Raw genomic sequence first — 23,517 nt, 5'->3', positions numbered from 1 at the left:
GATCACGGAGTGTAGACGTACGGGGTGGTCGTGGTGACCGCTACGAGCCCGAGTCGCTCCAGGATCGGCCGGCTGTCCTCCGAACAGTCGACCTGCAGCAGCGTCTTGCCGCGCTGCTCGGCCAACCGCGCCCGGTACGCCACCAGCGCCCGGTAGATGCCCTTCTTCCGCCACTCGGGCAGGGTCGAGCCGCCCCACAACGTGCCGAAGCCGGTGTTGGCGATGTAACGGACCCAGCCGGCGCTGACCACCCTGTCGCCCGCCTCGGCCACCACGATCGTGATCGACTGCGGGTCGGCGGCGATCTCCTTCGCCAGCCCGGTGACCAGGTGGCTGCGGTCGTCGTGCCAGACCTCCTCCTCCATGGCGGCGATCCGTTCCAGGTCCTCGCGGGAGGTGACCTCGCGCAGGCGTACCCCCTCGGGCAGCAGCGGGACGGCGCCGGCCAGGGCCGCGACCGGCCCGACCACGACCGTCTCCCGGTCCTCCGGCACGAACCCGGCGGCGCGCAGCCGGTCCGCGAGGTCGGCGGGCTCGTCATGGCCGTTGAGCTTCCACTCCGCGCCCTCGCCGCGGGCCCGGAAGAACTCCACCTGCCGGGCGATCAGCGCGTCCAGCTCCGCGCCGGCCAGCCCGCCCAGCGTCCGGTAGGTGAGGAATCCGCGCTCGTCGAGGCCGAGGATCCGGACCAGCGGGCCGTCCCGCTCGACCGTCACCCCGGCGGGCAGGGGATCCGGGATCTCCGGACGGAGCTGGGTGTCGTAGGCGTCGCGCAGGGTCCGCGCGTCAAGATCGGTCATCCCCCCAGGCTATTCACCGGGCAAAGCGGATAATCGACGACGTGTGGGAGGCGATCAGGCGGTGGTTCGACCCGCGCGAGCTGCGATCGGTCGGCACCACGCCCGACTACCGCTTCTCGCTGGCCAACGAGCGGACCTTCCTGGCCTGGCTGCGGACCGGGCTGGCCCTGATCGCCGGTGGGCTGGCCGCCGCCCAGTTCCTGCCGCCCATGCCCGTGGCGCACCTGCGCGAGGTGATCGCCATCGCGCTGTTGCTGCTCGGCGCGGCGGTCGCCGTGCGGGCGGTGGACCACTGGGCGCGTACCGAGCGGGCGATCCGGCTCGGCGAGGAGCTGCCGGCGTCGCGCTTCCCGGCCGTGCTCGCCCTGTCCGTCGCCCTGGGCGCGCTGCTGCTGGTGATCGCGGTGCTGGCCCGGGCGCTCGGGTGACCGGCGACCCCGGCCTCCAACCGGAGCGGACCCGGCTGGCCTGGCGCCGCACTCTGCTGGCGTTCACCGCGGTCGCCGTGCTGATGGTCCGGCTCGCCCTCACCGGCGACCCGGCCGGCGCGCTGCTGGCCGGCGTGGCGGTACTGGGCTGGCTGGGCACCCTCGCCCTGACCTGGCGCCGGGCCACCGGCGCCGGGTTGCGCCGGGCGCAGCGCTGGTCACTCCCGCTGACCGCGCTGGCCGCCGCCGGCTTCGCCCTGCTCGGTGCGCTGGCGGTGGCACGCGGGCTGCGCTGAGCGGCACCGGTGGTCCATGATGTCGGACATGATTCGCCTGTACGGGCTTCTCTTCCTGGCCGAGGTCGTCCTCGGCATCTGTGCGCTGATCAGCTGCCTCTCCGCGGAGGAGGGCGAGATTAGGGCGCTGCCCCGGATCGCCTGGGTGCTGATCATCCTGTTCTTCCCGCTGGTCGGGTCGATCGCCTGGTTCGTCGCCGGTCGGGAGGCGGGCGCGAGCCGCCGCCCCCGGACCGCCTGGCCGATGGGAAACGGCTTCTCCGAGCGGGACCGTGGTCATCGCCAGGTGGCGCCGGACGACGACCCGGCGTTCCTGTCGTCCCTCGGGGAGCGGCCCCGGCAGCAGGACCAGGAGCTCTTCCGCCGCTGGGAGGACGACCTGCGCCGCCGCGAGGAGGAGCTGCGCCGCCGGGAGGACGGCTCGCCCCGCGAGCAGGACCGTCCCGAGGTCTAGTCGACCGGCGAACTTCCAGCTCCCCTCCGGGGAGGTTCCACGGGCTCCGCACCGACCCCGATCCGTGGGTGGCCGCCGCCGTCCGGTTGCTCGGCGCGGCGACCGGGGTCCGGGGCGGCCCACTCGGTGCTGGATCGTCCCCGGCTGGAGACCGCCGCGGAGGCGGTACGGGTCACACTCGACGCCTGAGCGCCCGCACGGCGAGCGGGGCGAACACGGCGGCGAGGGCAGCGGCCCAGATCAGCGACTGGACGACCGGCCCGGCCACCGGGCCGCCGACCAGCAGGCCACGCAGCGCGTCGGCCAGGATCGTCACCGGGTTGACCTCCACCCAGCGTTGGAGCCAGGACGGCATGGTCTCGGTCGGCACGAAGGCGTTGCTGGTGAAGGTCAGCGGAAAGATCACCATGAAGCCGAAGATCTGCACCTTCTCCGGCTCGCTGACCAGCACCCCGACCAGCACCGAGATCCACGAGACTGCCAGCGAGAAGGCGAGCAGCAGGGCGAACGCGCCGAGCAGGCCGAGCGTGCCGTTGGCCAGCCGGAAGCCGAGGATCGCACCGACCCCGACCAGCAGCGACACCGACCACGCCTGCTTGACGGTGTCGGCGAGGATCCGGCCGGCCAGCGGGGACCAGCGGGCGATCGGCAGCGCGCGCAGCCGGTCGAAGACCCCCTTGGTCAAATCGTTGTTGAGCCCGAACCCGGTGGTCATGGTGGCGAAGAAGGCGTTCTGGACGATGATCCCGGGCAACGCGAACTTCAGGTAGTCGCCGGGGGTGCCCGAGATCGCCCCGCCGAAGACGTACGTGAAGAGCAGCACGAACATCACCGGCTGGATGCTCAGGTCGAGCAGCTCCATCGGGTTGTGCTTGATCTGCACCAGGCTGCGCCAGGCCAGGGTGAGGGTGTGCCGCAGCCCGGCGGCGACGCCCGGCCGGCGGGCCGGGACCAACGGGGGCGCGGTGAGGGTGGCTGTGGTCATCAGGATTGCGGCGCGCAGACCCCTGCGATCAGGCGTGGATAAGACGCCGCTCCCTCCCTTCCATGATCGTTTCACACAAGGCGGTGATAGACTGTGAGCTATGGGCGATGTGGTAAAGCGGGCCTACAAGTACCGCTTCTATCCGTCTCCTGAGCAGGCAGAGCAGTTGAACCGGACGTTCGGGTGCGTCCGCCTGGTCTACAACCGGGCGTTGGAGGCGCGTACCCGCGCGTGGGTGGTTGACCGGCAGCGCACGACGTACGTGCAGACCTCGGCGTGGCTGACCGAGTGGAAACGCGCCGACGGGCTGGCGTTCCTCAACGAGGTGTCGTCGGTGCCGTTGCAGCAGACGCTTCGGCACCTTCAGGCAGCGTTCGCCGGGTTCTGGGACAAGCGCTCCCGGTACCCGCGGTTCAAGGCCAAGCGCAAGTCGCGGGCGTCCGCGGAGTACACCCGGTCGGCGTTCCGGTGGCGGGACAATCAGCTCACCCTCGCCAAGATGGATACACCTCTGACCATTGTCTGGTCCCGGCCTCTGCCCGAGGGCGCGCAGCCGTCCACCGCGACGGTGTCCCGAGACGCCGCCGGCCGCTGGTTCGTATCCCTGCTGGTGGAAGACCCGACCGTACAGCCCCTGCCAGCGGCGAACACCGCAGTCGGGGTGGACGCCGGAATCACCAGCCTGGTAACCCTGTCCACCGGCGAGAAGATTGCCAACCCGAAACACGAACGCACCGACCGGCGCAAGCTCGCGAGGGCCCAGCGGGAGTTGTCCCGCAAGGCGAAAGACTCCACGAACCGGGTCAAGGCCCAACTGAAGGTTGCCCGTATTCACGCCCGCATCGCGGACCGGCGGCGGGACCACCTGCACAAGCTGACCACTCGACTCGTCCGCGAGAACCAAACGGTCGTGATCGAAGACCTCAGCGTGCGCACCATGCTCCGCAACCACCGACTGGCCCGCGCCATCTCCGACGCGGCATGGTCCGACCTGCGGCGCATGCTGGAGTACAAGGCCGCCTGGTACCGGCGAACCGTTGTCGCTATTGACCGCTGGTGCCCGTCGTCCAAGACCTGCTCGGCGTGCGGCCGTCTCAACACGTCCATGTCGCTGTCGATCCGGTCGTGGGCGTGTGGCGGCTGCGGGGTAATCCACGACCGGGACGTGAACGCAGCCAGGAACATCCTCGCCGCCGGGCTGGCGGAGAGGTGAAACGCCTGTGGAGCTGACGTAAGACCTCACGGGAGTCCTCCCTACGGGCAGTCGGCGGTGAAACAGGAAGCCCCACGGGCGACCGTGGGAATCCCCTCCCCGGAGGGAGGGGAGGATGTCAAGCCGGAATCCTTTCCAGTCCAACGTCGGAGCCGTCCTGCTCGGCCCGGTGGCCGGTCAGGGAGAGGAAGACCTCGTCCAGGCTGGAGCCGCGCAGCGCCAGCTCGGCGATCGTGATCTCGGCCTGGTCGAGCCGGCGCACCACGGCGGGCAACACGCCGGGGTCGTTCACCGGCACGGTCACGGTGGTCTGGGCGACTTCGGGGGTCCCCCCGGCGACCTCCCCGGCGATGGACACCACGGTCGGCAGGTCGCTGGCGTCCGCCGGCCGGACCGTCAGAATCTGCCCGCCGGTCTTCGCCTTCAGCTCCTCCGGGGTGCCCTGAGCGATGACCCGACCGTGGTCGACCACGGCGATCTCGCCGGCGAGCTGGTCGGCCTCCTCCAGGTATTGGGTGGTCAGCAGCACGGTCACCCCGTCGGCGACCAGGCCCCGGACGATGTCCCACAGGTCGTTGCGGCTGCGCGGGTCGAGCCCGGTGGTCGGCTCGTCGAGAAAGAGCACCTGCGGCCGGCCCACCAGGCTGGCGGCCAGGTCCAGGCGGCGACGCATGCCGCCCGAGTAGGTCTTCGCCGCCCGGTCGGCGGCGTCGCTGAGCTGGAAGTCGGCGAGCAGCTGCCGGGCGCGGACCCGGGCGTCGACCCGGCGCATCCCGAGCAGCCGGCCGATCAGCAGCAGGTTCTCGGTGCCGGTCAGCGTCTCGTCGACCGAGGCGTACTGGCCGGTCAGGCCGATCAGCTGGCGGACCCGGTGGGCATCGCGGCGGACGTCGTACCCGCCGACCGTGGCGTGCCCCTCGTCGGCGGCGAGCAGGGTGGCGAGCACCCGGACCGCGGTGGTCTTGCCCGCCCCGTTCGGCCCGAGCAGACCGAACACCGTCCCGGTGGGGACGGCGAGGTCGACTCCGGCGAGGGCGGTGGTCGCGCCGAAGCGGCGGACCAGCCCCTCCGCCTGAATCGCGTATGTCATCTGAGCTCCCGTCGTTGTCGCTGGCCACCCCAGGATGAGCGACGGGGCTGACGTTACGTCGATACCGGCTGACATTCCGCTGATTTTGCTGGGGACAGAAACGCGACCGCCGTCGCCGGTCACCCGGCGACGGCGGTCCAGCGGTCGTGGTCAGGCCAGGTTCGACGAGCGGGGGTACGCGTCCGCGGGATCGGTCAGCACGTTGACCAGGTACGGCACGCCGGCGTCGAACGCGCGGGTCAGGGCCGGGCCGAGGTCGGCGGCCTTCTCCACCGTCTCCCCCGCGCCGCCGAGCGCCTCGGCCACCCGGTCGTAGCGCAGCCCGGGCTGGAGGTCGGCGGCGACGTCGTAGCCGTACATGGCCCGCATCGGGTGCTTCTCCAGGCCCCAGATGCCGTTGTTGCCGACCACGATGACCACGGGCAACTTCTGCCGCGCCAGGGACTCGACGTCCATCAGCGAGAAGCCGGCCGCGCCGTCGCCCATCAGCACGCAGATCTGCCGGTCGGGGTGGCTGACCCGGGCCCCCATCGCGTAGCCCATCCCGGTGCCCAGGCAGCCGTACGGGCCGGGGTCGAGCCAGGTGCCGGGCTGCGCCGGCTCGAGGTACTTCCCGGCGTAGGAGACGAAGTCGCCGCCGTCGCCGATGGTGATGGCGTCGGGGGCGAGGACCTTGCGCAGCTCGCCGTAGATCCGGGCGGGCCGGATCGGGTCGGTGTCGGCGGCCATCTCCTCGGCGTCGCGGGCCTTGGCGGCGTGCTCGGCGACCCGGAGCTGGGCGATCCAGTCGGTGTGGTCGGCCCGGTCGCCGGGGTGCTCGGCGAACGCGGTGAGGATGAGCCGCAGGTCGCCGGCGGGGGCGGCAGCCGGCTGCACGTGCCCGGCACGCTGGCTGGGCGCGTCGACCACGTGCACGACCTTGGCGTCGCCGAAGTCGCCGAAGCTGAGCCGGAAGTCCAGCGGGGTGCCGACCACCACCACCACGTCCGCACCCTTGACCGCCACCCGGCGGGCCTTGGCGAAGGCGAGCGGGTGGGTGGGCGGCAGCGCGCCGCGACCCATGCCGTTGGTGAAGACCGGCACGCCGAGCGCCTCGGCGGCGGCGCGCAGGGCGTCGATCGCGTCGCCGGCGTACACGTCGGAGCCGGCGATGATGACCGGCCGGCTCGCGCCCGCGATCAGGCCGGCGGCCTTCGCCACCTCGTCCGGGTCGGCCTCGATCGGGGCGATCGGCGACACCGCCGGCAGCTCCGCGTCGCCGACCGAGAAGACCGCCTCCAGGGGGAAGTCGAGGAAGGCCGGCCCGCGGTGCGGGGTGAGCGCCGCGGTGAGGGCGGCGGTCACCGCGCGTGGGATGTCGTCGGCGCTGAACACCGTCTCGGCGTGCTTGGTGACCGGCGAGATCAGCGGCAGGTGGTCCATCTCCTGCAGGCTGCCGGAGCCCCAGCGGAACTGCGGCGCCCGACCGCCCAGCACGAGCACGGGGGAGGCGTTGAAGAAGGCGCTGGTCAGCCCGGAGACGCCATTGGTGACGCCGGGCCCGGCGGTGAGCACGGCCAGGCCGGGCCGGCGCTGCAGCTTCGCCACCGCCTCGGCGGCGAAGACGGCCGTCTGCTCGTGCCGGACGTCGTAGAGCGGGAAGCCGGTGGAGTGCGCCGCGTCGTAGAGCGGGAAGACGTGCCCGCCGGAGAGGGTGAACATCTCCCGTACGCCGTGCGCGCGCAGCGCCGCCAGCGCCAGCTCTCCGCCGTGACCCTCGACCCGTTCCGTCATCGCCGCTTCCCTTCGTCACATGACCGGTGTCACACGCTACTGGCCGGTAGGCGGAATGTGAACCGCTCTCGGGTCGGCGGCGGGCGTCCGCCGCCGACCCGGACCCGGCTCAGCGACCGGTGAAGTCCGGCTTGCGCTTCTCGACGAACGCGGCCATGCCCTCGCGCCGGTCGTCGGTGGCGAACAGCGCCGCGAAGAGCTGACTCTCCCAGGCCAGACCGGAGTTGAGGTCCATGTCCAGGCCGCCGTCCACGGCCAGCTTGGCCGCCCGCAGCGCCTGCATCGGCCCGGTCAGGAACGGCTTCACCAGCGTGACGGCGGCGTCGTAGACCTTCGCGGCGGGCACCACCCGGTCGGCCAGGCCGATCCGCAGCGCCTCCTGGGCGTCGATCATCCGGCCGGACATGATCAGGTCCTTGGCCCGGGCCGGGCCCACCAGGCGGGCCAGCCGCTGGGTGCCGCCGGCACCGGGGATGATGCCCAGCTTGATCTCCGGCTGGCCGAGCTTGGCGTCCTCGGCCACCACCCGCCAGTCGCAGGCCAGGGCCAGCTCGCAGCCGCCGCCGAGGGCGTACCCGGTGATCGCGGCGACGACCGGCTTGGGGATCCGGGCGATCGCGCCGAGCGCGCTGGACAGGTCGGCGGCCCGTTCCGCCATGTCCACGTAGGACATGTCGGCCATCTCCTTGATGTCCGCGCCGGCGGCGAAGACCTTCTCCCCGCCGTACACGATGACCGCGCGGACCTCCGGGTCGGCGGTGGCGGCGGCCGCGGCATCCCGCAGCTCCTCCTGCACCTGGGTGTTGAGCGCGTTCATCGGCGGCCGCTCCAGCCGGATGGTGCCGATGCCGTCCTTGGTTTCCAGCCGAACGAACTCGCCCACGCTGCCCTCACTTCCTCGTCGAAGTCGCGTGCCAACCTTACGACCCGGCTCGTTGGGGTAAGTAGTGTGGTGTCCGCCCCGCCACCGGGAGTCAGACCATGATCACGTACTACGACGACAGGTCGGTGCAGGTCACCTCCACGGCCGTCCAAGTGGACGGCCGCTCGTTTCCGCTCGCGGAACTCAGCATGGTCTGGCACCGGCGGGGCAGCCGCTCCTGGCGGGTGCTCGTCGGCCGGGGCGCGATCGGCGCCGCGCTGGCCGGGCCGCTGGTCGCCGCCCTGCTCGGCGTCGGGCTGGCGGTCGTGCTGCACCGCTCGCCGACCGTCACGCTCGCCATCGTCGGGGTGTCGGTGCTGGTCGGGCTCGGGGTCGGGCCGCTCGCCGATTTCCTCTTCGAACACCTGGACCGCTCGTACGCCCGGGGCAGCCGGCAACTGGAGATGTGGGCCCGCTGGCGCGGCCAGCCGGTCCGGCTGCTGTCCACAGGTGACGCGCTGCGCTTCGGGCAGATCTACCGGGCGGTGCAGCGGGCGATGGAGTCCACGCCGGCACCGGCCCGGGGTCAGAAGGCGATCGGCTCGTCGGGCAGCAGCCCGAGGCCACGCAGCAGGCCGTAGGTGTCCTGCTCGCCCCAGAACTGGACGAAGTTTTCGCCGGCCAGCCGGTACATCTTGCAGGCGCGCTGCACCGCGGTCGCTCCGGTCGCGTCCCGCCGGTACGTCTGCGCGAGCGAGACGACCACCCGGTCGTCGACCGCGATCAGCTCGACGATCCGCTGGTGCGCTCACCGTCTCCCGTGCGCCCCGACCGTACGCCGGCTGACCCTTCCGCGCCGCCGGGCAGTTGTTGGTGGTTGTCGATGGATGCTTAGGCTTGGTGATGACCCTCTACTACCGGGACGACGCGGTACAGGTCACCTCCGAATCCATCCAGGCCGGCGGGCAGGTCGTCGCGCTCGCCGACGTGGCGTACGTCTGGCACGCCCGGGGCGCCACCACCCTGGCCGTGCGCGGTCGCGTCCTTGGGCGCGGCGTCCTGGTGCTGCTGCTGTCCCTGCCGCCGCTGGTCGCGCTGGTCTGCGTGGTCTCGCTGGCGTGGGCCGCCCAGGACCGCGGCAACTGGAAACTCGCGCTGATCATCCTGGCCGGGTTCGCGGTGGCCGGGTTGGCCCTCACCCCGTTCCTGGAACTGCCGCTGGGCTGGCTGGACCGCTCCTACGAGCGTGGCAACCGGGTGCACGAGCTGTGGGTGCAGCACCACGGGCGGGAGGTGCTGCTGCTGCGCACGCCGGACGCCTTACGGTTCGGGCAGATCTACCGGGCCGTGCAACGCGCGGTCGAGCAGCAGGGGGACCACCGATGACCAGCCGTCGCGGCGAGGCCGCCCCGGCGGGCGTGGACGTGACGGGGACCCCCCGCGCCACCCGGCGCCGCTGGCCCGGCCGACGCACACTGGTGCACATGGCGATTCCCCTCCCCCGGCCCGGTGCCGTCGTCGGCCTCACCCGCTCCGCCCTGGACCAGGCGTTCGGCTCAGCCGCCTCGTTCGCCGCCGTACCGGCCCGCGCCTTCGCGGTGCTCGACGAGGTGGAGGCGCTGCTGCGCCGGATCAACGGGGTGGTCGACCGGATCGAGGGCACCCTGGACCGCACCGACCGGGTGCTCACCGACGCGGAGGCGGCGGTCCGTGAGGTCGGGGTGATCAGCGCCGCCGCCACCGGCGCGATCGAGACCGCCACCGAGGTCGCCGCGGCGGCCGCCGTGGTGGTGGGCGAGGCCGAGCGGGTCTCCGCCGCCGCGGCCGTGGTGGTCGGCGAGGCCGAGCGGGTGTCCCGCGCCGCGGGGGCCGTGGTCGCCGAGGCGGACGCGGTGGCCGGGCGGGCCGCCGGCACGGTGATCGTCGCCGAGGAAGCCGCCGGCACCGCGGCCGAGCTGCTGGCCGCGTACGAGCCGGCGCTGCGCCGGGCCGCGCCGATGGCGACGCGCTTCATCGAGCAGCTCAGCCCGGAGGAGGTGACCGCCGCGATCCGGCTCGTCGACGAGTTGCCGAAGCTCAAGGAACACCTGACCGCGGACGTCCTGCCGATCCTGGCCACCCTGGACCGGGTCGGCCCGGACCTGCACGACCTGCTCGCCGTCACCCGCGACCTCAAGCTGGCCGTCGCCGGCATCCCCGGCCTCGGCATGCTGCGCCGCCGGGGGGAACGACTCACCGACGAGCCGGCCGACTGACCGGCCACGGCGGGGTCAGGCGGGCGGGGCGTACAGCTCGTCGATCTCGGCCCGGCGGGGCAGCGCCACCGAGGCGCCGAGCCGCCGGACACAGGCCGCCCCGGCCGCCGCCGCCCAGTGCACCGCGTCGACCAGCTCCCGCCCCTCGCCCCAGGCGACGGCGAGGGCCGCGGTGAACGCGTCACCGGCGGCGGTGGAGTCCACCACGTCGACCTTGACCGGCGGCACGGGCACCGACCGGCCGTCCCGGTCGACGTACCAGGCACCCTGCGCGCCGAGCGTGAGCACCGCCCGGGGCACCAGCTCGAGCAGCGCAGCCGGCTCGTCCCGGCCGCGGCCGGTGAGCGCCTGCGCCTCGGTCTCGTTGACCACCAGGAGATCCACCGCGGCGAGCAGGTCCGCCGGCACCTGCCGGGCCGGCGCCGCGTTGAGGATCACCCGGGTGCCGGCGTCCCGGGCCGCGACCGCCGCCGCGGTCACCGTCTCGACCGGCACCTCCAGCTGGGCGACCAGCACGTCCGCCGCACGTACGGCATGCAGCTCGCCCTCGGTCAGCCCGACGAACGCGCCGTTGGCACCGGGCGTCACCAGGATCGCGTTCTCCCCCTCGGCGCCGACCATGACCAGCGCCACCCCGGAGGCCCCGTACACCACCCGGAGCTGGCTGGTGTCCACCCCGGCGCCAGTGATCCGGGCCTTCAGGGTGACCCCGAAGGCGTCCGAGCCGATCGCGCCGAGGAAGACGCAGGACGCGCCGGCGCGGACGGCGGCGATCGCCTGGTTGGCGCCCTTGCCACCGGGGAGCATGACGAAGTCGCTGCCGAGCACGGTCTCGCCCGGTCGGGGCAGCGCGGGCGCCGTGCCGACCAGGTCCATGTTGGCGCTGCCCACCACGGCCACCCGGGTCTGCTGCACGGTGGTTCCTCTCCGCCTCAGGCGGCGCGGGCGGTCCAGCGTTCGCCGGCGCGCTCGACGACCAGGGGCAGGCCGAAGGTCTTCGACAGGTTGTCGGCGGTCAGCGTGTCGGCGAGCAGGCCCTGCGCCACCACACCGCCCTCGCGCAGCAGCAGCGCGTGGGTGAAGCCGGGCGGGATCTCCTCGACGTGGTGGGTCACCAGCACCAGGGCCGGGGCGTCCGGGTCGTACGCCAGCTCGGCCAGCCGGGCGACCAGGTCCTCGCGGCCGCCCAGGTCGAGCCCGGCGGCCGGCTCATCGAGGAGCAGCAGCTCGGGGTCGGTCATCAGCGCGCGGGCGATCTGCACCCGCTTGCGCTCCCCCTCCGACAGCGTGCCGTACGCCCGGTCGGCCAGCTGCCCGATGCCGAGCTGCCCGAGCAGGGCCCGGGCCCGGCTCTCGTCGGTCCGGTCGTAGCTCTCCCGCCAGCGGCCCACCACCGACCAGGCGGCGGTGACCACGACGTCGCTGACCCGCTCGTCGGCGGGCACCCGCTCGGCCAGCGCGGCGGTGGAGAGGCCGATCCGCATGCGCAGCTCGTTGACGTCGGTGCGGCCGATCCGCTCGCCGAGCACGTGCGCGGCGCCGGTGGTCGGGTGCAGCCGGCCGGCGGCCAGGTTGAGCAGGGTGGTCTTGCCGGCGCCGTTCGGCCCGAGCACCACCCAGCGCTCGTCCAGCTCGACCCGCCAGTCGACGTCGTGCAGCAATGCGGTGCCGGAACGTCGCACGCCGACCCCGTCGAGGCTGACCACCAGATCCACGTCCACGGTCGAGGGGGCGGCGGGGGCGCCGGCGGCGCCGGGGATCAGGTCACCAGTCACCGGTCCATCCAATCACGCAGGACGCGTGGTGCCCCCCACGGGCGGCGCCGCCACCATAAGGTGAGGCGCCGTGTCGTTGGTCACCCCATTCGGAGGACGGTTCATGCCCCATCGCTGTCAGGAACCACGCGGATGAGCGCGGTCATCGAGATCGACGGTCTCCGTAAGACGTTCCACACCCTGCGTCACGGACGCCGGGTCGCCGTCGACGGCTTCGACCTGCTGGTCGAGGCGGGGCAGGTGCACGGCTTCCTCGGGCCCAACGGGTCGGGCAAGACCACCACGTTGCGTGCCCTGCTCGGCCTGGTCCGGGCCGACGGCGGCCGGATGAGCGTGCTCGGGGCCAGCTCACCGGACCGGCTGCCCGAGGTCGCCGGCCGGGTGGGCGCCATCGTGGAGAGCCCGCAGTTCTTCGGCAACTTCACCGCCCACCGGACCCTGCGGCTGCTGGCGTTGGCGGGGGGCGTGCCGACCGCCCGGGTGGACGAGGTGCTGGAGCAGGTCGGCCTGCGGGACCGGGGGCACGAGCGGGTCCGCGGCTACTCGCTGGGCATGAAGCAACGGCTGGCGGTGGCGTCGGCGCTGCTCAAGAACCCGGAGCTGCTGATCCTCGACGAGCCGGCGAACGGGCTGGACCCGGCGGGGATCCGGGAGATGCGGGACCTGATGCGGTCGCTCTCGGCAGCCGGGGTGACCGTGCTGCTCTCCAGCCACATCCTGGCCGAGATCCAACTGATCTGCGACCACGTGACGATCATCAGCCGGGGTCGCCGGGTGGCGGCCGGGCCGGTGGACGAGGTGCTCGCGGGCTTCGACCAGCACGAGTTCCAGGTCCGGGTGGCCGAGCCGGAACGGGCCGCGGAACTGCTCGGGGCGCTCGGCCTGGCGGTCACCGCGCACCCCGACCACCTGCGGGTCGCCGGGGTCGACGACCCGGAGCTGATCAGCCGCACGCTGGGCGAGCAGGGCCTCTGGGTGCACGAGCTGGTCCGGCTCCGGCCGGACCTGGAGAGCGTCTTCCTGGAGCTGACCGGAGACCCACCGCACCCGGCGTTGCCCCGCCAGGTGGACGGTTCGGCGCGGCCGGCGGCCGAGCCGGACGACCTGGCGATCGACCTCGACGCGCGCGACAACCGGGAGGTGGAGGCGTGAACCTCGTCCGTGCCGAGCTGGAGCGGCTCTCCGCGCGCCGCTTCGTGCAGTTGATGGTGGTCCTGCTACTGGTCGCCTTCGCGGTGACCGCGGCGACCACGCTGGCCGGGTCGCACCGGCCGACGGCCGAGGAGCTGACCACCGCGCAGAGCCAGGCCGCCGAGCAGCGGCGCTCGATGGAAGACGCGCACGAGCGGTGCCTGCAGATCAAGGCGGGGACGATCCCGCCGGAGGACAGCGACTACATCCCCGGGGACTGCGCCGAGATCGACCCGGTGCTGATGGAGAAGGTGCCGGCGGCGGCGGACTACCTCAACAATGTCTTCACCTTCGCCAACCAGGCCCGCCCGCTGCTGTACTTCCTCATCGCCTTCCTGATGCTCTTCGGCTTCCTGGTCGGCGCCTCGTACATCGGGGCCGACCTGAACTCCGGCGGGGTGGTGAACCTGCTGCTCTGGCGGCCCCGCCGGTGGGCGGTGCTCGGGGCGAAGCTGGGCAGCCTGCTCGGCGGGCTGCTGGTGATCTCCGCGATGGCGTCGGCGGCGTACCTGGCCGTGTTCTGGCTGATCGCGGAGACCGCCGGGTTGCCGGGACGGCTGGACGGCGAGTTCTGGCGGTCGTTGGGCGGGACGTACGGGCGCGGACTGGTGCTGGTGCTGCTGGCCGCCGCGCTGGGCTTCGCGATCGCCACGCTGGGCCGGCACACCTCGGCCGCGCTGGGCACGGCGGCCGCGTACCTGGTGGTCTGGGAGCTGGGTGCCCGGCTGGTGCTGCAGATCGTCGGGGCGGCCCGGCCGGACCAGTGGATGCTCTCCAGCTATCTGTCCGCCTGGCTGACCGGGGAGGCCCGGTTCTGGGACAGCCACGCCTGCGGGCCGGACGCCACCGGCTTCTGCGACAGCTTCTACACGCTGAGCTGGGCGCCGGGGCTGGGGGTGCTGCTCGGCCTGACGGCGGCACTGGTGGGGGCCGCGTTCGTCGCGTTCCGCCGCCGCGACCTGATCTGACCGGGGGTGGCCGGCCCCGCCCGACGGCGGGGCCGGCTGCCCTCTCTGACAACTCCTTGCACCGATGGGCCGCCTCGTGAAGAATTCCTTCACATGGCGGTGCCGGGGACGACGGGAGCGGCCGGCGGCTCAGCCGACCGTGGAGCCGAACACCTCGTCCCGGACCGCGTCCAGCGCGGTGCGCAGCGCGCCCCGCAGGATCGGCTCCTCGGTGAGCCCGGTGGGCACCACCCGCGGGCGGACCAGCGTGATCGCGGCGACCTCGTGCTGCACCCGCTCGGCCAGCGCCGCCCCGCCCGCCTGCCCCACCTCGCCGGCCAGCACCACCAGCGGCGGGTCGAGCACCACGCAGGTGCTGGCCACCCCGAGGGCCAGCCGGCGGGCGAGCTCGTCGAGCACCGGGCCGCCGGCCGTACCGGCCGCGATGGCCGCCGTCACCGCGTCGGCCGCGGTGTCCCCGGCGAAGCCGTGCTCGGCGGCCACCGCGCGGACCGCGTCGGCGCCGGCGAGCTGCTGGAACGCCGGCTTGGACCGCTTCGAGACGTCCCGCGGGATCGGCACCCCGGGGACCGGCAGGTAACCGATCTCGCCGGCCGCGCCGCTGCTGCCGTGGTGCAGCCGGCCGCCGAGCACGATCGCCAGGCCGACGCCCGCCCCGACCCAGACCAGCACGAAGTCCGCCAACCCCTGCGCGGCGCCGGACTGTGCCTCGGCGACGGCGGCCAGGTTGACGTCGTTCTCGAAGACCACCGGGGTGTGCAGGTCCTCGCGGAGCGCGGCGAGCAGGCCGCTGTGCCAGCGCGGCAGGTTGAACGCGAAGGTGATGTCCCCGGTGCCCGGGTCGACCAGGCCGGGGGTGCCGAGCACGACCCGTCGTACGCTCGACAGCTCCGCGCCGGCGCTGCTCGCGGCCTGGACCACCGCGTTGTGCACCACGCCCACCGGGTCGTCGGTGTCCCTGGTGGACTGCTCGACCCGACCGATCACCGCGCCGGTGATGTCGGCACACGCCGCCACCACCCGCTCCGCGCCGACGTCCACCCCCACCACGTGGGCGCTACCCGGCCGGACGGCGTAGAGCTGGGCGTTCGGGCCCCGCCCGCCGACCTGCTCGCCGACCCGGGTGACCAGGCCCCGCTCCTCCAGCCGCTCCACCAGCTGGGAGGCGGTGACCTTGGACAGCCCGGTCAGCTCGCCGAGCCGGGCCCGGGTGAGCGGGCCGCGTTCGAGGAGCAGCTCAAGGGCCGCGCGGTCGTTGAGCGCCCGCAACAGGCGGGGGGTACCGGGCAGCCGGGTCGCACTCATGCCACGTCCTCTGTTTTCAGTAAACTTTGCTAACCAAATGACCGCAGACGGGTGCTCGCTAGCGTATCGGCCACCCGGATCCGGAGTCTTCGGACGACCCGGCAGCGACGCCGCCCGGGACGGCCGCCTCCGATGCGACACTCGTGCCGTCCGGCACCGAAAGGGGTACTCCGTGGGGTTGGATCCAGGACTTCGCCGGCTCGCGCTGGGCACGCTGCTCGCCGCGTACCCGGGGCCGATCCCGCCCGACTGGGCGGTGGACCTGCTGACCGAGGGACTCGCCGGGCACACCCTGTTCGGCACCAACATCCACGACCCGGCCCAGGTGGCGGCGGGCACGGCGGCCCTGCGGGCCGGCCGGCCGGACGTGCTCATCGCGATCGACGAGGAGGGCGGTGACGTCACCCGGCTGGCCCATGCGACCGGCAGCCCGTACCCGGGCAACGCCGCCCTCGGCGCGGTCGACGAGCCGGCGCTGACCCGCCAGGTGTACGCGGCGATCGGCGCGGAACTGGCCGCCCTGGGCATCACCGTCGACCTGGCCCCCACCGTCGACGTCAACACCGCCGACGACAACCCGGTCATCGGCACCCGCTCGTTCGGCGCGGACCCGGCCCGGGTGGCCGCGCACTCGGCCGCCGCGGTGACCGGCCTCCAGTCGGCCGGGGTGGCCGCCTGCGCCAAGCACTTCCCCGGCCACGGCGCGACCGTCGCCGACTCCCACCACGAGCTGCCCACCGTCGACGTGTCGCCGGCCCTGCTGCGCGAGCGGGACCTGCCGCCCTTCGCGGCCGTCGTCGACGCGGGCGTCCGCGCCGTGATGACCGCGCACATCCGGGTGCCGGCGCTGACCGGCGACGGCCCGGCCACCTTCAGCCGCGCGGTCCTGGTCGACCTGCTGCGCCGCGAGTACCGCTTCACCGGCGCCGTGATCACCGACGCGCTGGAGATGAAGGGCGCCGCGCTGGCCGCCGGCGGCGTCGGCCCGGCCGCCGTCCGCGCGCTGGCCGCCGGCGCCGACCTGCTCTGCATCGGCGCCAAGGTGGACGCCGACCTCGTCGAGCAGGTGGCGGCCGAGATCGTCGAGGCGCTGGCAGACGGCCGGCTGGACCGGGGCCGGGTGGAGGAGGCCGCGGGGCGGGCCGCCGAGCTGGCCGCCTGGACCGGTGCTGCCGGGACCCCGACCCCGGGCGAGGACGGCCTCGGGTACGCCGCCGCGCTCCGGGCGGTACGCGTCGAGGGCCACCTCGCCGAGCTGACCAGGCCGCTGGTGGTGCAGTTGCACGCCGAATCGACCATCGCCGAGGGGCGGGTGCCGTGGGGATTGGGCCCGCACCTGGCCGGCGCCGAGGAGATCCGCGTGGTGGCCGGTGAGACCAGCCCGGACGCGCTGCGCCGGCTCGCCGGGTCGCGGCCGATTGTGCTGGTCGGCCGCCACCTGCACCGCCTCCCGGGCGGCCCCGGACTGATCGACGCGCTGGCCGCCGCGCACCCGGTGACCGTGGTCGAGATGGGCTGGCCGGGTCGCTGGCGTCCGACGGGCGCCCAGGCGTTCGTCACCACCTACGGCGCCAGCCACGCCAACGGCCGGGCGGCCGCGCAGGTGCTCGGTCTCGCCGGCTGAGCGGCGGTAAGACCTCCCCCGGGACGCCCGCCGGGGCCGGACCATGGCTCCCTCTTGAACGTGTTCAAAATCTGCCCTACGCTGAGCCGGACCTCAATTTGAACATGTTCAAGAAGGGCGGCGAGATGGACGTCAAGGTCTGGATGTACCTGACCTACCTGGCGGTCAGCATCGGCCTGACCGTGTGGGTGGCCCGGGCGCTCTCCCGTAACGGGCTGGTCTTCCTGGCGGAGGTCTTCGCCGACCGGCGGCTGGCCGAGGCCGTGAACAACCTGCTCGTGGTGGGCTTCTACCTGCTCAACCTCGGCTACGTGACGGTGGCCATGAAGGACGCCGACCCGGTGGCCACCACCAGCCAGGCCCTGGAGGAGCTCTCCATGAAGATCGGCTTGGTACTGCTGGTCCTCGGCCTGCTGCACTTCTTCAACGTCTTCGCGCTCGGCCGGTACCGCCGCAGCCGGCTGCGCCAGCTCGCCGTGCACCCGCCGATCGCACCGGTGGGCCACCTGCCGGCGCAGCCAGGCCCCAGGCCGGTCGCGCCGGCCGGCCCGACGCCGCCCCCGCCGGCCCGATGAGCGTCCCGCCCGAGGGCGGGAGGGGCGGACCCCCGGCGGACCCCACCGGGCACGGGGCCGGTGGGGTCCGCGGGTTCACCGTCCTGTACGACGCGCACTGCCCGCTCTGTCGGGCGGCCCGGCGGTGGCTGGCGTCGCGGCCGCAGCTCGTACCGCTGGAGTTCGTGCCGGCCGGCTCGACCGAGGCCCGGCGGCGCTTCCCCGGCCTCGACCACGACGCGACGCTGCGCGACCTGACCGTGGTCGCCGACACCGGCGCGGTGTACGCCGGGGACGGCGCCTGGTTCGCCTGCCTCTGGGCGCTGGCCGACCACCGGTCCACCGCCGAGCGGCTGTCCCGCCCCCACCTGCTGCCGCTGGCCCGGCGGGTGGTGGCGACCGCCTCCTCGGTACGCGAACTGGTCCGCGAACCCTGGCCCGACCCGGGATACGGTGGCGACGATGACCGAGCAGACTGCGCCGACGACCGCTGCGGGTGGCCCGACCACCGGCGAACCGGCGACCGCCCGGGGTGAGCAGACCCGGCAGCTGATCCTGGACACGGCGATGCGGCTGTTCCGGGAACGCGGCTACGCCCGGACCACGATGCGCGCGATCGCCCAGGAGGCGGGGGTCGCGGTGGGCAACGCCTACTACTACTTCGGCTCCAAGGACCACCTGATCCAGGAGTTCTACGCGGACACCCAGGTCGAGCACCGGGCGGCGGCCGCCCCGGTGCTCGATCGGGAGCGGGAGTTCGCCGCCCGGCTGGCCGGGGTGCTGCACGCCGGGGTGGACGTGCTCACCCCGTACCACTCGTTCGCCGCGAGCTTCTTCAAGACGGCGGCCGAGCCCACCTCGCCGATGAGCCCGTTCTCCGCCGAGTCCTCGGCGCCCCGGGAGGCGTCCATCGCGCTGTTCCGCGAGGTGCTCGAGGGCTCCACCGCCAAGGTCGACCCGGAGCTGCGCCCGGAGCTGCCCGAGCTGCTCTGGCTCGCGTACATGGGGGTGGTCCTCTACTGGGTGCACGACCGCTCCCCCGACCAGGTGCGCACCCGGAAGCTGATCGACGGGGCGGTGCCGCTGGTCGACCGGCTGGTCGGCCTGTCGCGGCTGCGCGTGCTGCGCCCGGTGACCCGCCAGGCGCTCGACCTGATCCGCACTCTTCGTCACTGACCGGTTCGGTGCGGGATCCACGGTCTGCGCGCTCAGCGCGGGAAGACCCCGTACGACGTCCAGCCCCGGTCCGGGAAGCCGGCCGCCTCGGCCACCCGGGCGGACGCGGCGTTGTCGAAGTTGTGCAGGTAGGTGGGGACGGCGCCCTCATCGAGCACCCGGCGGGCCGCCTGGGCGGCGAGCCGGCGGGCCAGGCCGCGACCCCGGGCGGCCGGCACGGTGCCGACCGCCAGCTCGTGCCCGTGGGCGTCGTGCCGCTTGATCCCCGCGCCGGCCAGGTATTTACCGTTGGCGTCCCGCACCACCAGTACCTCCCGGTCGAACAGCCGCAGCCAGGGCGGCAGCCCCGGCCCGGTCGGCGCGGTCCACACGCCGACGTCGGGCAGCGGCGCCGGGGCGACGCTCCACCGGAAGGCTCCCGCGTGGGTGGTCCAGTCCGGCAGCCCGACCGTCGCGGGCAGCTCCGGCAGGATCTTCTCCCACCGCCGCCCGTCGACCAGGGCCCGGACGGCCGCGACCCGGTCGGGCGGCACCGAGAGGACCGCGCAGTCCGGCGCGGCGACCGCGATGGCGGGACGCAGCCGCCCGTCCCAGGCCGGCCGCGCGCGGCGGTGGGACCGGACCACGTGCAGCCCCGGGCCGGCCGGCCACTGCCCCAACCAGGTCGCCAGGTGCAGGAACAACCGCCGGTCGAGCACCGGGGCCACCTCCTCACCCGCCGGACCGTCCGCCCTGCCGACGATCACGGTACGCCGGACCAGCAGCACGGGCCTCGGGATCATCGTCCGCACCCACCCACGGAGCTCCGTCCCGCGTACCGCCCGCCCCGGCTCGGGCGACTAGGGCCGAACCAGCTCGACGAACCAGCGGCGGTCGACCGGCAACACGGCGGCGACCCGGAGGCCGGCGGCGGACGCCAAGGGACCGACCAGCTCCACGCCCACCCGGGCCCAACGGAACGCCGGTCCCCGCTCAGCGCCGGCGTGGCGCGCGCCCGAGACGACGTACGCCCGCCCCCGCCACAGTCCCGCGCCGGGTGGGGCCAGCTCGACCAGCGCCGTGCCGCCGGGACGCAGCAGGCCGGCGCAGCGGCGCAGCAGGCGCACCGGGTCGCCGCCGATGCCGATGTTGCCGTCGACCAGCAGCGCGTGCGCCCAACGGCCCTCGCCGGGCAGCGGCGCGAGGACGTCCCGGTGCACCGCCGCCGCGCCCCGCCCCCGGGCCAGCCGGACGGCGGCCGCCGAGACGTCCACGCCCAGGGCGACCAGTCCGCGCTCGGCCAGCGCGGCGGTGAGCCGGCCGGGCCCGCAGCCCAGGTCGATGGTCGGCCCGGAGCAGCGCCGCACCACCTCGGTCAGGGCCGGCTCCGGTGGCCCGTGCCAGCGGCGCACCGGCAGCGGCACCCGCACCCCGTCACCGAGCACCAGCCAGTGCGCGCCCTCGTCCGGACGGTCCGCGGGGTCGGCCAGCGCCGCCTCGAAGCCCCCGGCGAGCACCGCCGGCCCGGTCACCGGACCTCCCTGGCCCGGCGCGCCGTGACCGGCCCCGACCGCCCGGTCCGCCCGGCCTCGCTCCGTCGCGCCGCCGTGGCCCGGGCACCGGTCCGCCCGCCTCCGACCGGCCGTACCACCCCGAGGAGGCCATCGTCCGGTCGCACGTCGGTCTCCGGTGCCGTCCCACCGGCCAGCCGGCTCTCGAGGTCCCGTACCGTCGCGGCGAACCGGCCCGCCGGCGCGCCGGCGGCGACGGCCAGGGCGGTCGACCACTCGTCCACGTCGGCGAGCTCCGGGAGGGCGTCGACGCGCAGGCCCCGACCGGCCAGCGCGGCCCGGGTCTCCCGCCCGGTCGCCGGGGTGGACATCGGCACGGTCCGCAGCACGGCCGCCGCCCCCGGGTCGCGCAGCCCCAGCGCCCACCAGCCACCGTCGGCGGCCGGCCCGAGCACCGCGTCCGCGCCGGCCAGCGCCACCACGGCCGCGCCGAGCAGGTCCGCACCGGCCTGCGGGGTGTCCATGCCGAGTTGCAGCACCGGACGGCCGGGGAACGCCGCGGCGGCGTCGGCGTGCGCCGCGGCCAGCCGGTCGCCGAGGTCCCGGCCGCGCTGGGGCAGCAGGGTCCAGCCGGCCAGCGCGGCCCGGAGCTCCGCGCCGCGCACCGCGCGGTCGAGGGGGCCGGCGTGAGCCAGCACCGGCGTCACGCCGGGCACCGCCCGGACCGCGTCCAGGGTGTCCAGCAGCGCGGCGGCGGCCACCGCCGCCGCCGCGGCCGGGTCGAGCGGCGGACAGAGCCGGGTCTTCACCCGGCCCGGCACCGGCGCCTTCGCCATGACCAGCAACACGCTCACCGGCGCCGGCCTTCGTTCGCGACCTGCGGGCTGGGCGGCGCCGCACTCCCCGCGCTCGCCGGAGCGACCCCCGCTCGCAGCACCGCCGTCATGTCGCGTACCGCGCGGGCGGTGCCGCGGACCGAGCCGGAGACCTTCGATCGGGTGCCCGCCGCCCGCGGCGCGTACGGCACGTCCAGCTCGACGATCCGCCAGCCCGCCGCGGCGGCGCGGAGCAGCAGCTCCAGCGGGTAGCCGAAGGCCCGGTCCGCGACGCCGAGGTCCAGCAGCGCCGCCCGGCGGGCCACCCGGATCGGGCTGAGATCGTGCACCGGTACGCCCCGGCGGCGCAGCCCGGCGGCGAGGAGCGCGTTGCCGGCGCGGGCGTGCCACGGCCAGGCGGTGCGGGTGACCGGCCGGCGGCGACCAGCGACCAGGTCGGCCCGGCCGGCCAGCACCGGCCCGGCCAGCCGGGGCAGCTCCCCCGGGTCGAACGAGCCGTCCGCGTCCAACACGCAGACCAGCTCGGTCCGGGCGGCGAGCAGTCCGGTGTGGACGGCGGCGCCGTAGCCGCGCTGAGGCTCGTGCACCACCCGGGCGCCGTACGCGGCGGCCACCTCCGGCGAGCCGTCGGTGGAGCCGTTGTCCACCACCACCGCGCGGTAGCCGGGTGGCAGCCCGGCGAGCACGCCGGGCAGGGCGGCCGCCTCGTCCAGGCACGGCAGCACCACGTCGACCGCTGTCTCCATGTGGGCGACGCTAGGCCGCCCCGCCCCTGGTCCGGCCGCCCGGCACGGTTACGGAACCCTTACGCCGCAACGGTTCCTTACGAGTCGCTGACGTCCTCGACCGACCGCTTCCGCTAGCTCGGCCGGCGGTCGTAGCCTCGGCGGTCACCATGACCCCGCACCTGACCGCCGGCCGTCGCCGCGACCTGACCGTCCTCGCCGTCGAGGCGGCCCTGCTGGGTACGGCGGTCGCGGTCGGCGCCCTGCTCAACTGGCACGACGCCGGCCTGCACGCCGACGCCGCACCGCTCTACGCCAGCTGGCGACCGCACGTCGGCTGGGGCACCGTCCCGGCGGTACTGCTGGCCGCCGGGGTGGTGTGGCGCGGCCCCGACCTCGCCCGGCGGCTCCCGTGGCCCCGGCTGCTGGCCGCCGGCTGGCTCGCCACCGTTGCCTGGACCCTCGCGCTGGCCATGGTCGACGGGTGGCGGGCCGGGCTCACCGAGCGGCTCACCGTGCAGGCCGAGTACCTCCACGAGGTGCCCCGGGTGCGGGACGTGCCCGCCCTGCTGGCCGGCTTCACCGACCGGATCCTCGACTTCCAGCCGGGCTCCTGGTCCACCCACACGGCCGGGCACCCACCGGGAGCGCTGCTGCTCTTCGTCGGGCTGGACCGGATCGGCCTCGGCGGCGGTACGGCCGCGGCGCTGGCCTGCGTCCTGGTCGGCGCGACGGTGAGCGTCTCGGTGCCGGTGACGCTGCGGGCGCTCGGCGACGAGCCGGCCGCCCGGGCGGTGCTGCCCTTCCTGGTACTGCTGCCGGGCGCGGTCTGGGTGGGCGCCTCCGCCGATGGGATCTTCGCCGCGGTGGTGGCCGCCGGGCTGGCCCTGCTGGCGCATCCGGCTGGGTGGTCGCCGGCGCTGGGCGGGCTGCTCCTCGGTCTCGCCCTGCACCTGTCGTACGGGCTGGTGCTGGCCGGGCCGTTGGCGGTGACCGTGCTGGCGCTGCGGGCCACCGACCGGGTCCGCGCGCTGCTCGCCGCCGCACTGGGCGTGGCCGGGGTGACCGCCGCCTTCGTCACGTACGGCTTCTGGTGGCTGGACGGCTACCACCTGGTCGTGCAGCGCTACTACCAGGGCTGGGCGGCGGACCGCCCGTACGCCTACTGGGTCTGGGCGAACCTGGCGGCGCTGCTGCTCAGCGCCGGACCGGTGGCCGGCCCGGCCCTGGTCCGGACCCTCGGCCCCGCCCTGGCCGACGCCCGCGCCCGGATCGCCGCGCTCGCCGACGCCCGCGCCCGGATCACCGTCGTGGCCGGCGCACGGGCCTGGATGACCGCGCTGGTCGGCGCGCGGACCCGGCGCGCGGCGCGGGCCGGCGCCCCGGCCGGCGCGGGCGGGACGGCGACGGCCGGGGCGGTCAGCGCCGCGCGTGCCGTCGGCTGGCTGCCGGTGGTGGCCGCGCTGACCGTGGCCGCCGCCGACGTCTCCGGGCTCTCGAAGGCGGAGGTGGAACGGATCTGGCTGCCCTTCGCGGTCTGGCTGCTGGTCGCCGCCGCCCGGCTGCCGGCTGGCGACCGGCGCCGGTGGCTGGCCGGGCAGGCGCTCACCGCGCTGGCCGTCAACCATCTGCTCTGGACGGTGTCCTGACCCGGACGGGTCCCCCTGGCTGCTGTAAGGACCTCGCAATAGATCAACTACCCCGGCCGTGGCTAGGC

General features: G+C 74.6%; 25 protein-coding genes and 2 pseudogenes. 14 read left to right on the top strand and 13 right to left on the bottom strand.

Annotation, left to right across the window (positions count from 1 at the left end; translation table 11 throughout):
* Positions 1-2: 2 nt before the first annotated feature.
* Positions 3-800, bottom strand: coding sequence for a GNAT family N-acetyltransferase (locus I8N68_RS18840; protein ID WP_200211603.1), 798 nt, complete (start codon positions 798-800; stop codon positions 3-5).
* A 41-nt stretch (positions 801-841) separates the two neighbouring features.
* Between I8N68_RS18840 and I8N68_RS18835 the strand changes: the two genes are divergently transcribed.
* From I8N68_RS18835 to I8N68_RS18825, 3 genes are read left to right on the top strand one after another with little or no spacing between them, the layout of a single operon-like run.
* Entirely contained in the window at positions 842-1,228 is a 387-nt protein-coding gene (locus I8N68_RS18835; RefSeq protein ID WP_200211597.1) for a YidH family protein, read from the top strand.
* Positions 1,225-1,524, top strand: coding sequence for a DUF202 domain-containing protein (locus I8N68_RS18830; RefSeq protein WP_200211595.1), 300 nt, complete (start codon positions 1,225-1,227; stop codon positions 1,522-1,524). Before I8N68_RS18835 ends, I8N68_RS18830 begins: the two co-directional genes overlap by 4 nt.
* A 28-nt stretch (positions 1,525-1,552) precedes the next feature.
* The gene (locus I8N68_RS18825) at positions 1,553-1,978 is read left to right on the top strand and encodes a PLD nuclease N-terminal domain-containing protein (protein WP_200211593.1); all 426 of its coding nucleotides are present in this window, start codon (positions 1,553-1,555) and stop codon (positions 1,976-1,978) included.
* A gap of 172 nt (positions 1,979-2,150) precedes the next feature.
* On the opposite strand, the gene I8N68_RS18820 is transcribed toward I8N68_RS18825, so the two are convergent.
* Positions 2,151-2,963 carry an ABC transporter permease gene (locus tag I8N68_RS18820; protein WP_200211591.1) on the bottom strand — a complete coding sequence of 271 codons (813 nt, stop codon included), beginning with the start codon at positions 2,961-2,963 and terminating at the stop codon, positions 2,151-2,153.
* 100 nt (positions 2,964-3,063) lie between these two features.
* Here I8N68_RS18820 and I8N68_RS18815 point away from each other — a divergent pair, with 100 nt between their 5' ends.
* On the top strand, positions 3,064-4,176 hold the full coding sequence (locus I8N68_RS18815; RefSeq protein WP_200211589.1) for an RNA-guided endonuclease InsQ/TnpB family protein: 1,113 nt from the start codon (positions 3,064-3,066) through the stop codon (positions 4,174-4,176).
* A gap of 118 nt (positions 4,177-4,294) precedes the next feature.
* Here I8N68_RS18815 and I8N68_RS18810 read toward each other — a convergent pair whose 3' ends face one another.
* From I8N68_RS18810 to I8N68_RS18800, 3 genes are all read right to left on the bottom strand, one after another.
* Positions 4,295-5,266, bottom strand: a complete 972-nt coding sequence (locus tag I8N68_RS18810) for an ATP-binding cassette domain-containing protein (RefSeq protein WP_200211587.1) — start codon at positions 5,264-5,266, stop codon at positions 4,295-4,297.
* Between the two features lie 150 nt (positions 5,267-5,416).
* The gene (locus I8N68_RS18805) at positions 5,417-7,039 is read right to left on the bottom strand and encodes an acetolactate synthase (protein ID WP_200211581.1); all 1,623 of its coding nucleotides are present in this window, start codon (positions 7,037-7,039) and stop codon (positions 5,417-5,419) included.
* A 109-nt stretch (positions 7,040-7,148) separates the two neighbouring features.
* Entirely contained in the window at positions 7,149-7,922 is a 774-nt protein-coding gene (locus tag I8N68_RS18800) for an enoyl-CoA hydratase/isomerase family protein (RefSeq protein ID WP_200211579.1), read from the bottom strand.
* 98 nt (positions 7,923-8,020) lie between these two features.
* On the opposite strand from I8N68_RS18800, the gene I8N68_RS18795 reads away from it, so the two are divergent.
* Positions 8,021-8,542, top strand: a complete 522-nt coding sequence (locus I8N68_RS18795; protein ID WP_200211578.1) for a DUF6232 family protein — start codon at positions 8,021-8,023, stop codon at positions 8,540-8,542.
* Here the strand turns inward: I8N68_RS18795 and I8N68_RS18790 are convergent.
* Positions 8,488-8,667 carry a hypothetical protein gene (locus tag I8N68_RS18790; RefSeq protein ID WP_234040110.1) on the bottom strand — a complete coding sequence of 60 codons (180 nt, stop codon included), beginning with the start codon at positions 8,665-8,667 and terminating at the stop codon, positions 8,488-8,490. The two genes, I8N68_RS18795 and I8N68_RS18790, sit on opposite strands and share 55 nt — an antisense overlap.
* A 137-nt stretch (positions 8,668-8,804) precedes the next feature.
* On the opposite strand from I8N68_RS18790, the gene I8N68_RS18785 reads away from it, so the two are divergent.
* Positions 8,805-9,287, top strand: coding sequence for a DUF6232 family protein (locus I8N68_RS18785; protein WP_200211577.1), 483 nt, complete (start codon positions 8,805-8,807; stop codon positions 9,285-9,287).
* 98 nt (positions 9,288-9,385) lie between these two features.
* A complete protein-coding gene (locus I8N68_RS18780) occupies positions 9,386-10,156 on the top strand; it encodes a hypothetical protein (RefSeq protein WP_200211576.1) in 771 nt (256 codons plus the stop codon).
* A gap of 15 nt (positions 10,157-10,171) precedes the next feature.
* On the opposite strand, the gene I8N68_RS18775 is transcribed toward I8N68_RS18780, so the two are convergent.
* Positions 10,172-11,071: a ribokinase gene (locus tag I8N68_RS18775; RefSeq protein ID WP_200211575.1), complete on the bottom strand. Its 900-nt coding sequence runs from the start codon at positions 11,069-11,071 to the stop codon at positions 10,172-10,174.
* Between the two features lie 17 nt (positions 11,072-11,088).
* The gene (locus tag I8N68_RS18770; RefSeq protein ID WP_200211574.1) at positions 11,089-11,931 is read right to left on the bottom strand and encodes an ABC transporter ATP-binding protein; all 843 of its coding nucleotides are present in this window, start codon (positions 11,929-11,931) and stop codon (positions 11,089-11,091) included.
* A gap of 132 nt (positions 11,932-12,063) precedes the next feature.
* Here I8N68_RS18770 and I8N68_RS18765 point away from each other — a divergent pair, with 132 nt between their 5' ends.
* On the top strand, positions 12,064-13,083 hold the full coding sequence (locus tag I8N68_RS18765) for an ABC transporter ATP-binding protein (protein ID WP_200211572.1): 1,020 nt from the start codon (positions 12,064-12,066) through the stop codon (positions 13,081-13,083).
* Positions 13,080-14,090, top strand: a complete 1,011-nt coding sequence (locus I8N68_RS18760) for an ABC transporter permease subunit (RefSeq protein ID WP_200211569.1) — start codon at positions 13,080-13,082, stop codon at positions 14,088-14,090. Before I8N68_RS18765 ends, I8N68_RS18760 begins: the two co-directional genes overlap by 4 nt.
* 129 nt (positions 14,091-14,219) lie before the next feature.
* Here I8N68_RS18760 and I8N68_RS18755 read toward each other — a convergent pair whose 3' ends face one another.
* Positions 14,220-15,395, bottom strand: a complete 1,176-nt coding sequence (locus I8N68_RS18755; protein ID WP_200211566.1) for an ROK family transcriptional regulator — start codon at positions 15,393-15,395, stop codon at positions 14,220-14,222.
* Positions 15,396-15,567: 172 nt separating this feature from the next.
* Here I8N68_RS18755 and I8N68_RS18750 point away from each other — a divergent pair, with 172 nt between their 5' ends.
* The 4 genes from I8N68_RS18750 to I8N68_RS18735 all read left to right on the top strand — a co-directional run bounded on the left by I8N68_RS18750 (position 15,568) and on the right by I8N68_RS18735 (position 18,749).
* Positions 15,568-17,019, top strand: a complete 1,452-nt coding sequence (locus I8N68_RS18750) for a glycoside hydrolase family 3 protein (RefSeq protein ID WP_200211565.1) — start codon at positions 15,568-15,570, stop codon at positions 17,017-17,019.
* Positions 17,020-17,123: 104 nt separating this feature from the next.
* The gene (locus tag I8N68_RS18745) at positions 17,124-17,594 is read left to right on the top strand and encodes a hypothetical protein (RefSeq protein ID WP_234040107.1); all 471 of its coding nucleotides are present in this window, start codon (positions 17,124-17,126) and stop codon (positions 17,592-17,594) included.
* Positions 17,591-18,109 carry a thiol-disulfide oxidoreductase DCC family protein gene (locus tag I8N68_RS18740; RefSeq protein WP_200211563.1) on the top strand — a complete coding sequence of 173 codons (519 nt, stop codon included), beginning with the start codon at positions 17,591-17,593 and terminating at the stop codon, positions 18,107-18,109. Before I8N68_RS18745 ends, I8N68_RS18740 begins: the two co-directional genes overlap by 4 nt.
* Complete coding sequence (locus tag I8N68_RS18735; protein ID WP_200211561.1) at positions 18,036-18,749, top strand: TetR family transcriptional regulator; 714 nt, start codon at positions 18,036-18,038, stop codon at positions 18,747-18,749. Before I8N68_RS18740 ends, I8N68_RS18735 begins: the two co-directional genes overlap by 74 nt.
* A gap of 32 nt (positions 18,750-18,781) precedes the next feature.
* Here the strand turns inward: I8N68_RS18735 and I8N68_RS18730 are convergent, their stop codons facing one another.
* The 4 genes and pseudogenes from I8N68_RS18730 to I8N68_RS18715 all read right to left on the bottom strand — a co-directional run.
* Positions 18,782-19,447, bottom strand: a complete 666-nt coding sequence (locus I8N68_RS18730; RefSeq protein WP_200211973.1) for a GNAT family N-acetyltransferase — start codon at positions 19,445-19,447, stop codon at positions 18,782-18,784.
* A 141-nt stretch (positions 19,448-19,588) separates the two neighbouring features.
* Positions 19,589-20,260 carry a class I SAM-dependent methyltransferase gene (locus I8N68_RS18725; protein WP_200211559.1) on the bottom strand — a complete coding sequence of 224 codons (672 nt, stop codon included), beginning with the start codon at positions 20,258-20,260 and terminating at the stop codon, positions 19,589-19,591.
* A 194-nt stretch (positions 20,261-20,454) separates the two neighbouring features.
* A pseudogene (locus I8N68_RS18720) lies at positions 20,455-21,093 on the bottom strand (TIGR04282 family arsenosugar biosynthesis glycosyltransferase); the annotation flags it as partial.
* A 71-nt stretch (positions 21,094-21,164) separates the two neighbouring features.
* A pseudogene (locus I8N68_RS18715) lies at positions 21,165-21,821 on the bottom strand (glycosyltransferase family 2 protein); the annotation flags it as partial.
* Between the two features lie 149 nt (positions 21,822-21,970).
* On the opposite strand from I8N68_RS18715, the gene I8N68_RS18710 reads away from it, so the two are divergent.
* Positions 21,971-23,449, top strand: a complete 1,479-nt coding sequence (locus tag I8N68_RS18710) for a hypothetical protein (protein ID WP_200211553.1) — start codon at positions 21,971-21,973, stop codon at positions 23,447-23,449.
* Positions 23,450-23,517: the final 68 nt, after the last annotated feature.

Source organism: Micromonospora coerulea (assembly GCF_016598485.1).
GTDB lineage: Bacteria > Actinomycetota > Actinomycetes > Mycobacteriales > Micromonosporaceae > Micromonospora > Micromonospora coerulea.
Note: the sequence above shows the minus strand (reverse complement) of the source record. Positions and strands in the feature narration are given on the sequence as shown.

Excerpts from the sequence above, each read along its gene's own strand:
- I8N68_RS18815 (WP_200211589.1), top strand. The coding sequence starts at position 3,064 with ATGGGCGATGTGGTAAAGCGGGCCTACAAGTACCGCTTCTATCCGTCT.
- I8N68_RS18755 (WP_200211566.1), bottom strand. The coding sequence starts at position 15,395 with ATGAGTGCGACCCGGCTGCCCGGTACCCCCCGCCTGTTGCGGGCGCTC.
- I8N68_RS18795 (WP_200211578.1), top strand. The coding sequence starts at position 8,021 with ATGATCACGTACTACGACGACAGGTCGGTGCAGGTCACCTCCACGGCC.
- I8N68_RS18825 (WP_200211593.1), top strand. The coding sequence starts at position 1,553 with ATGATTCGCCTGTACGGGCTTCTCTTCCTGGCCGAGGTCGTCCTCGGC.
- I8N68_RS18780 (WP_200211576.1), top strand. The coding sequence starts at position 9,386 with ATGGCGATTCCCCTCCCCCGGCCCGGTGCCGTCGTCGGCCTCACCCGC.
- I8N68_RS18840 (WP_200211603.1), bottom strand. The coding sequence starts at position 800 with ATGACCGATCTTGACGCGCGGACCCTGCGCGACGCCTACGACACCCAG.
- I8N68_RS18735 (WP_200211561.1), top strand. The coding sequence starts at position 18,036 with ATGACCGAGCAGACTGCGCCGACGACCGCTGCGGGTGGCCCGACCACC.
- I8N68_RS18765 (WP_200211572.1), top strand. The coding sequence starts at position 12,064 with ATGAGCGCGGTCATCGAGATCGACGGTCTCCGTAAGACGTTCCACACC.
- I8N68_RS18740 (WP_200211563.1), top strand. The coding sequence starts at position 17,591 with ATGAGCGTCCCGCCCGAGGGCGGGAGGGGCGGACCCCCGGCGGACCCC.
- I8N68_RS18745 (WP_234040107.1), top strand. The coding sequence starts at position 17,124 with ATGTTCAAGAAGGGCGGCGAGATGGACGTCAAGGTCTGGATGTACCTG.
- I8N68_RS18805 (WP_200211581.1), bottom strand. The coding sequence starts at position 7,039 with ATGACGGAACGGGTCGAGGGTCACGGCGGAGAGCTGGCGCTGGCGGCG.
- I8N68_RS18710 (WP_200211553.1), top strand. The coding sequence starts at position 21,971 with ATGACCCCGCACCTGACCGCCGGCCGTCGCCGCGACCTGACCGTCCTC.
- I8N68_RS18820 (WP_200211591.1), bottom strand. The coding sequence starts at position 2,963 with ATGACCACAGCCACCCTCACCGCGCCCCCGTTGGTCCCGGCCCGCCGG.
- I8N68_RS18810 (WP_200211587.1), bottom strand. The coding sequence starts at position 5,266 with ATGACATACGCGATTCAGGCGGAGGGGCTGGTCCGCCGCTTCGGCGCG.
- I8N68_RS18785 (WP_200211577.1), top strand. The coding sequence starts at position 8,805 with ATGACCCTCTACTACCGGGACGACGCGGTACAGGTCACCTCCGAATCC.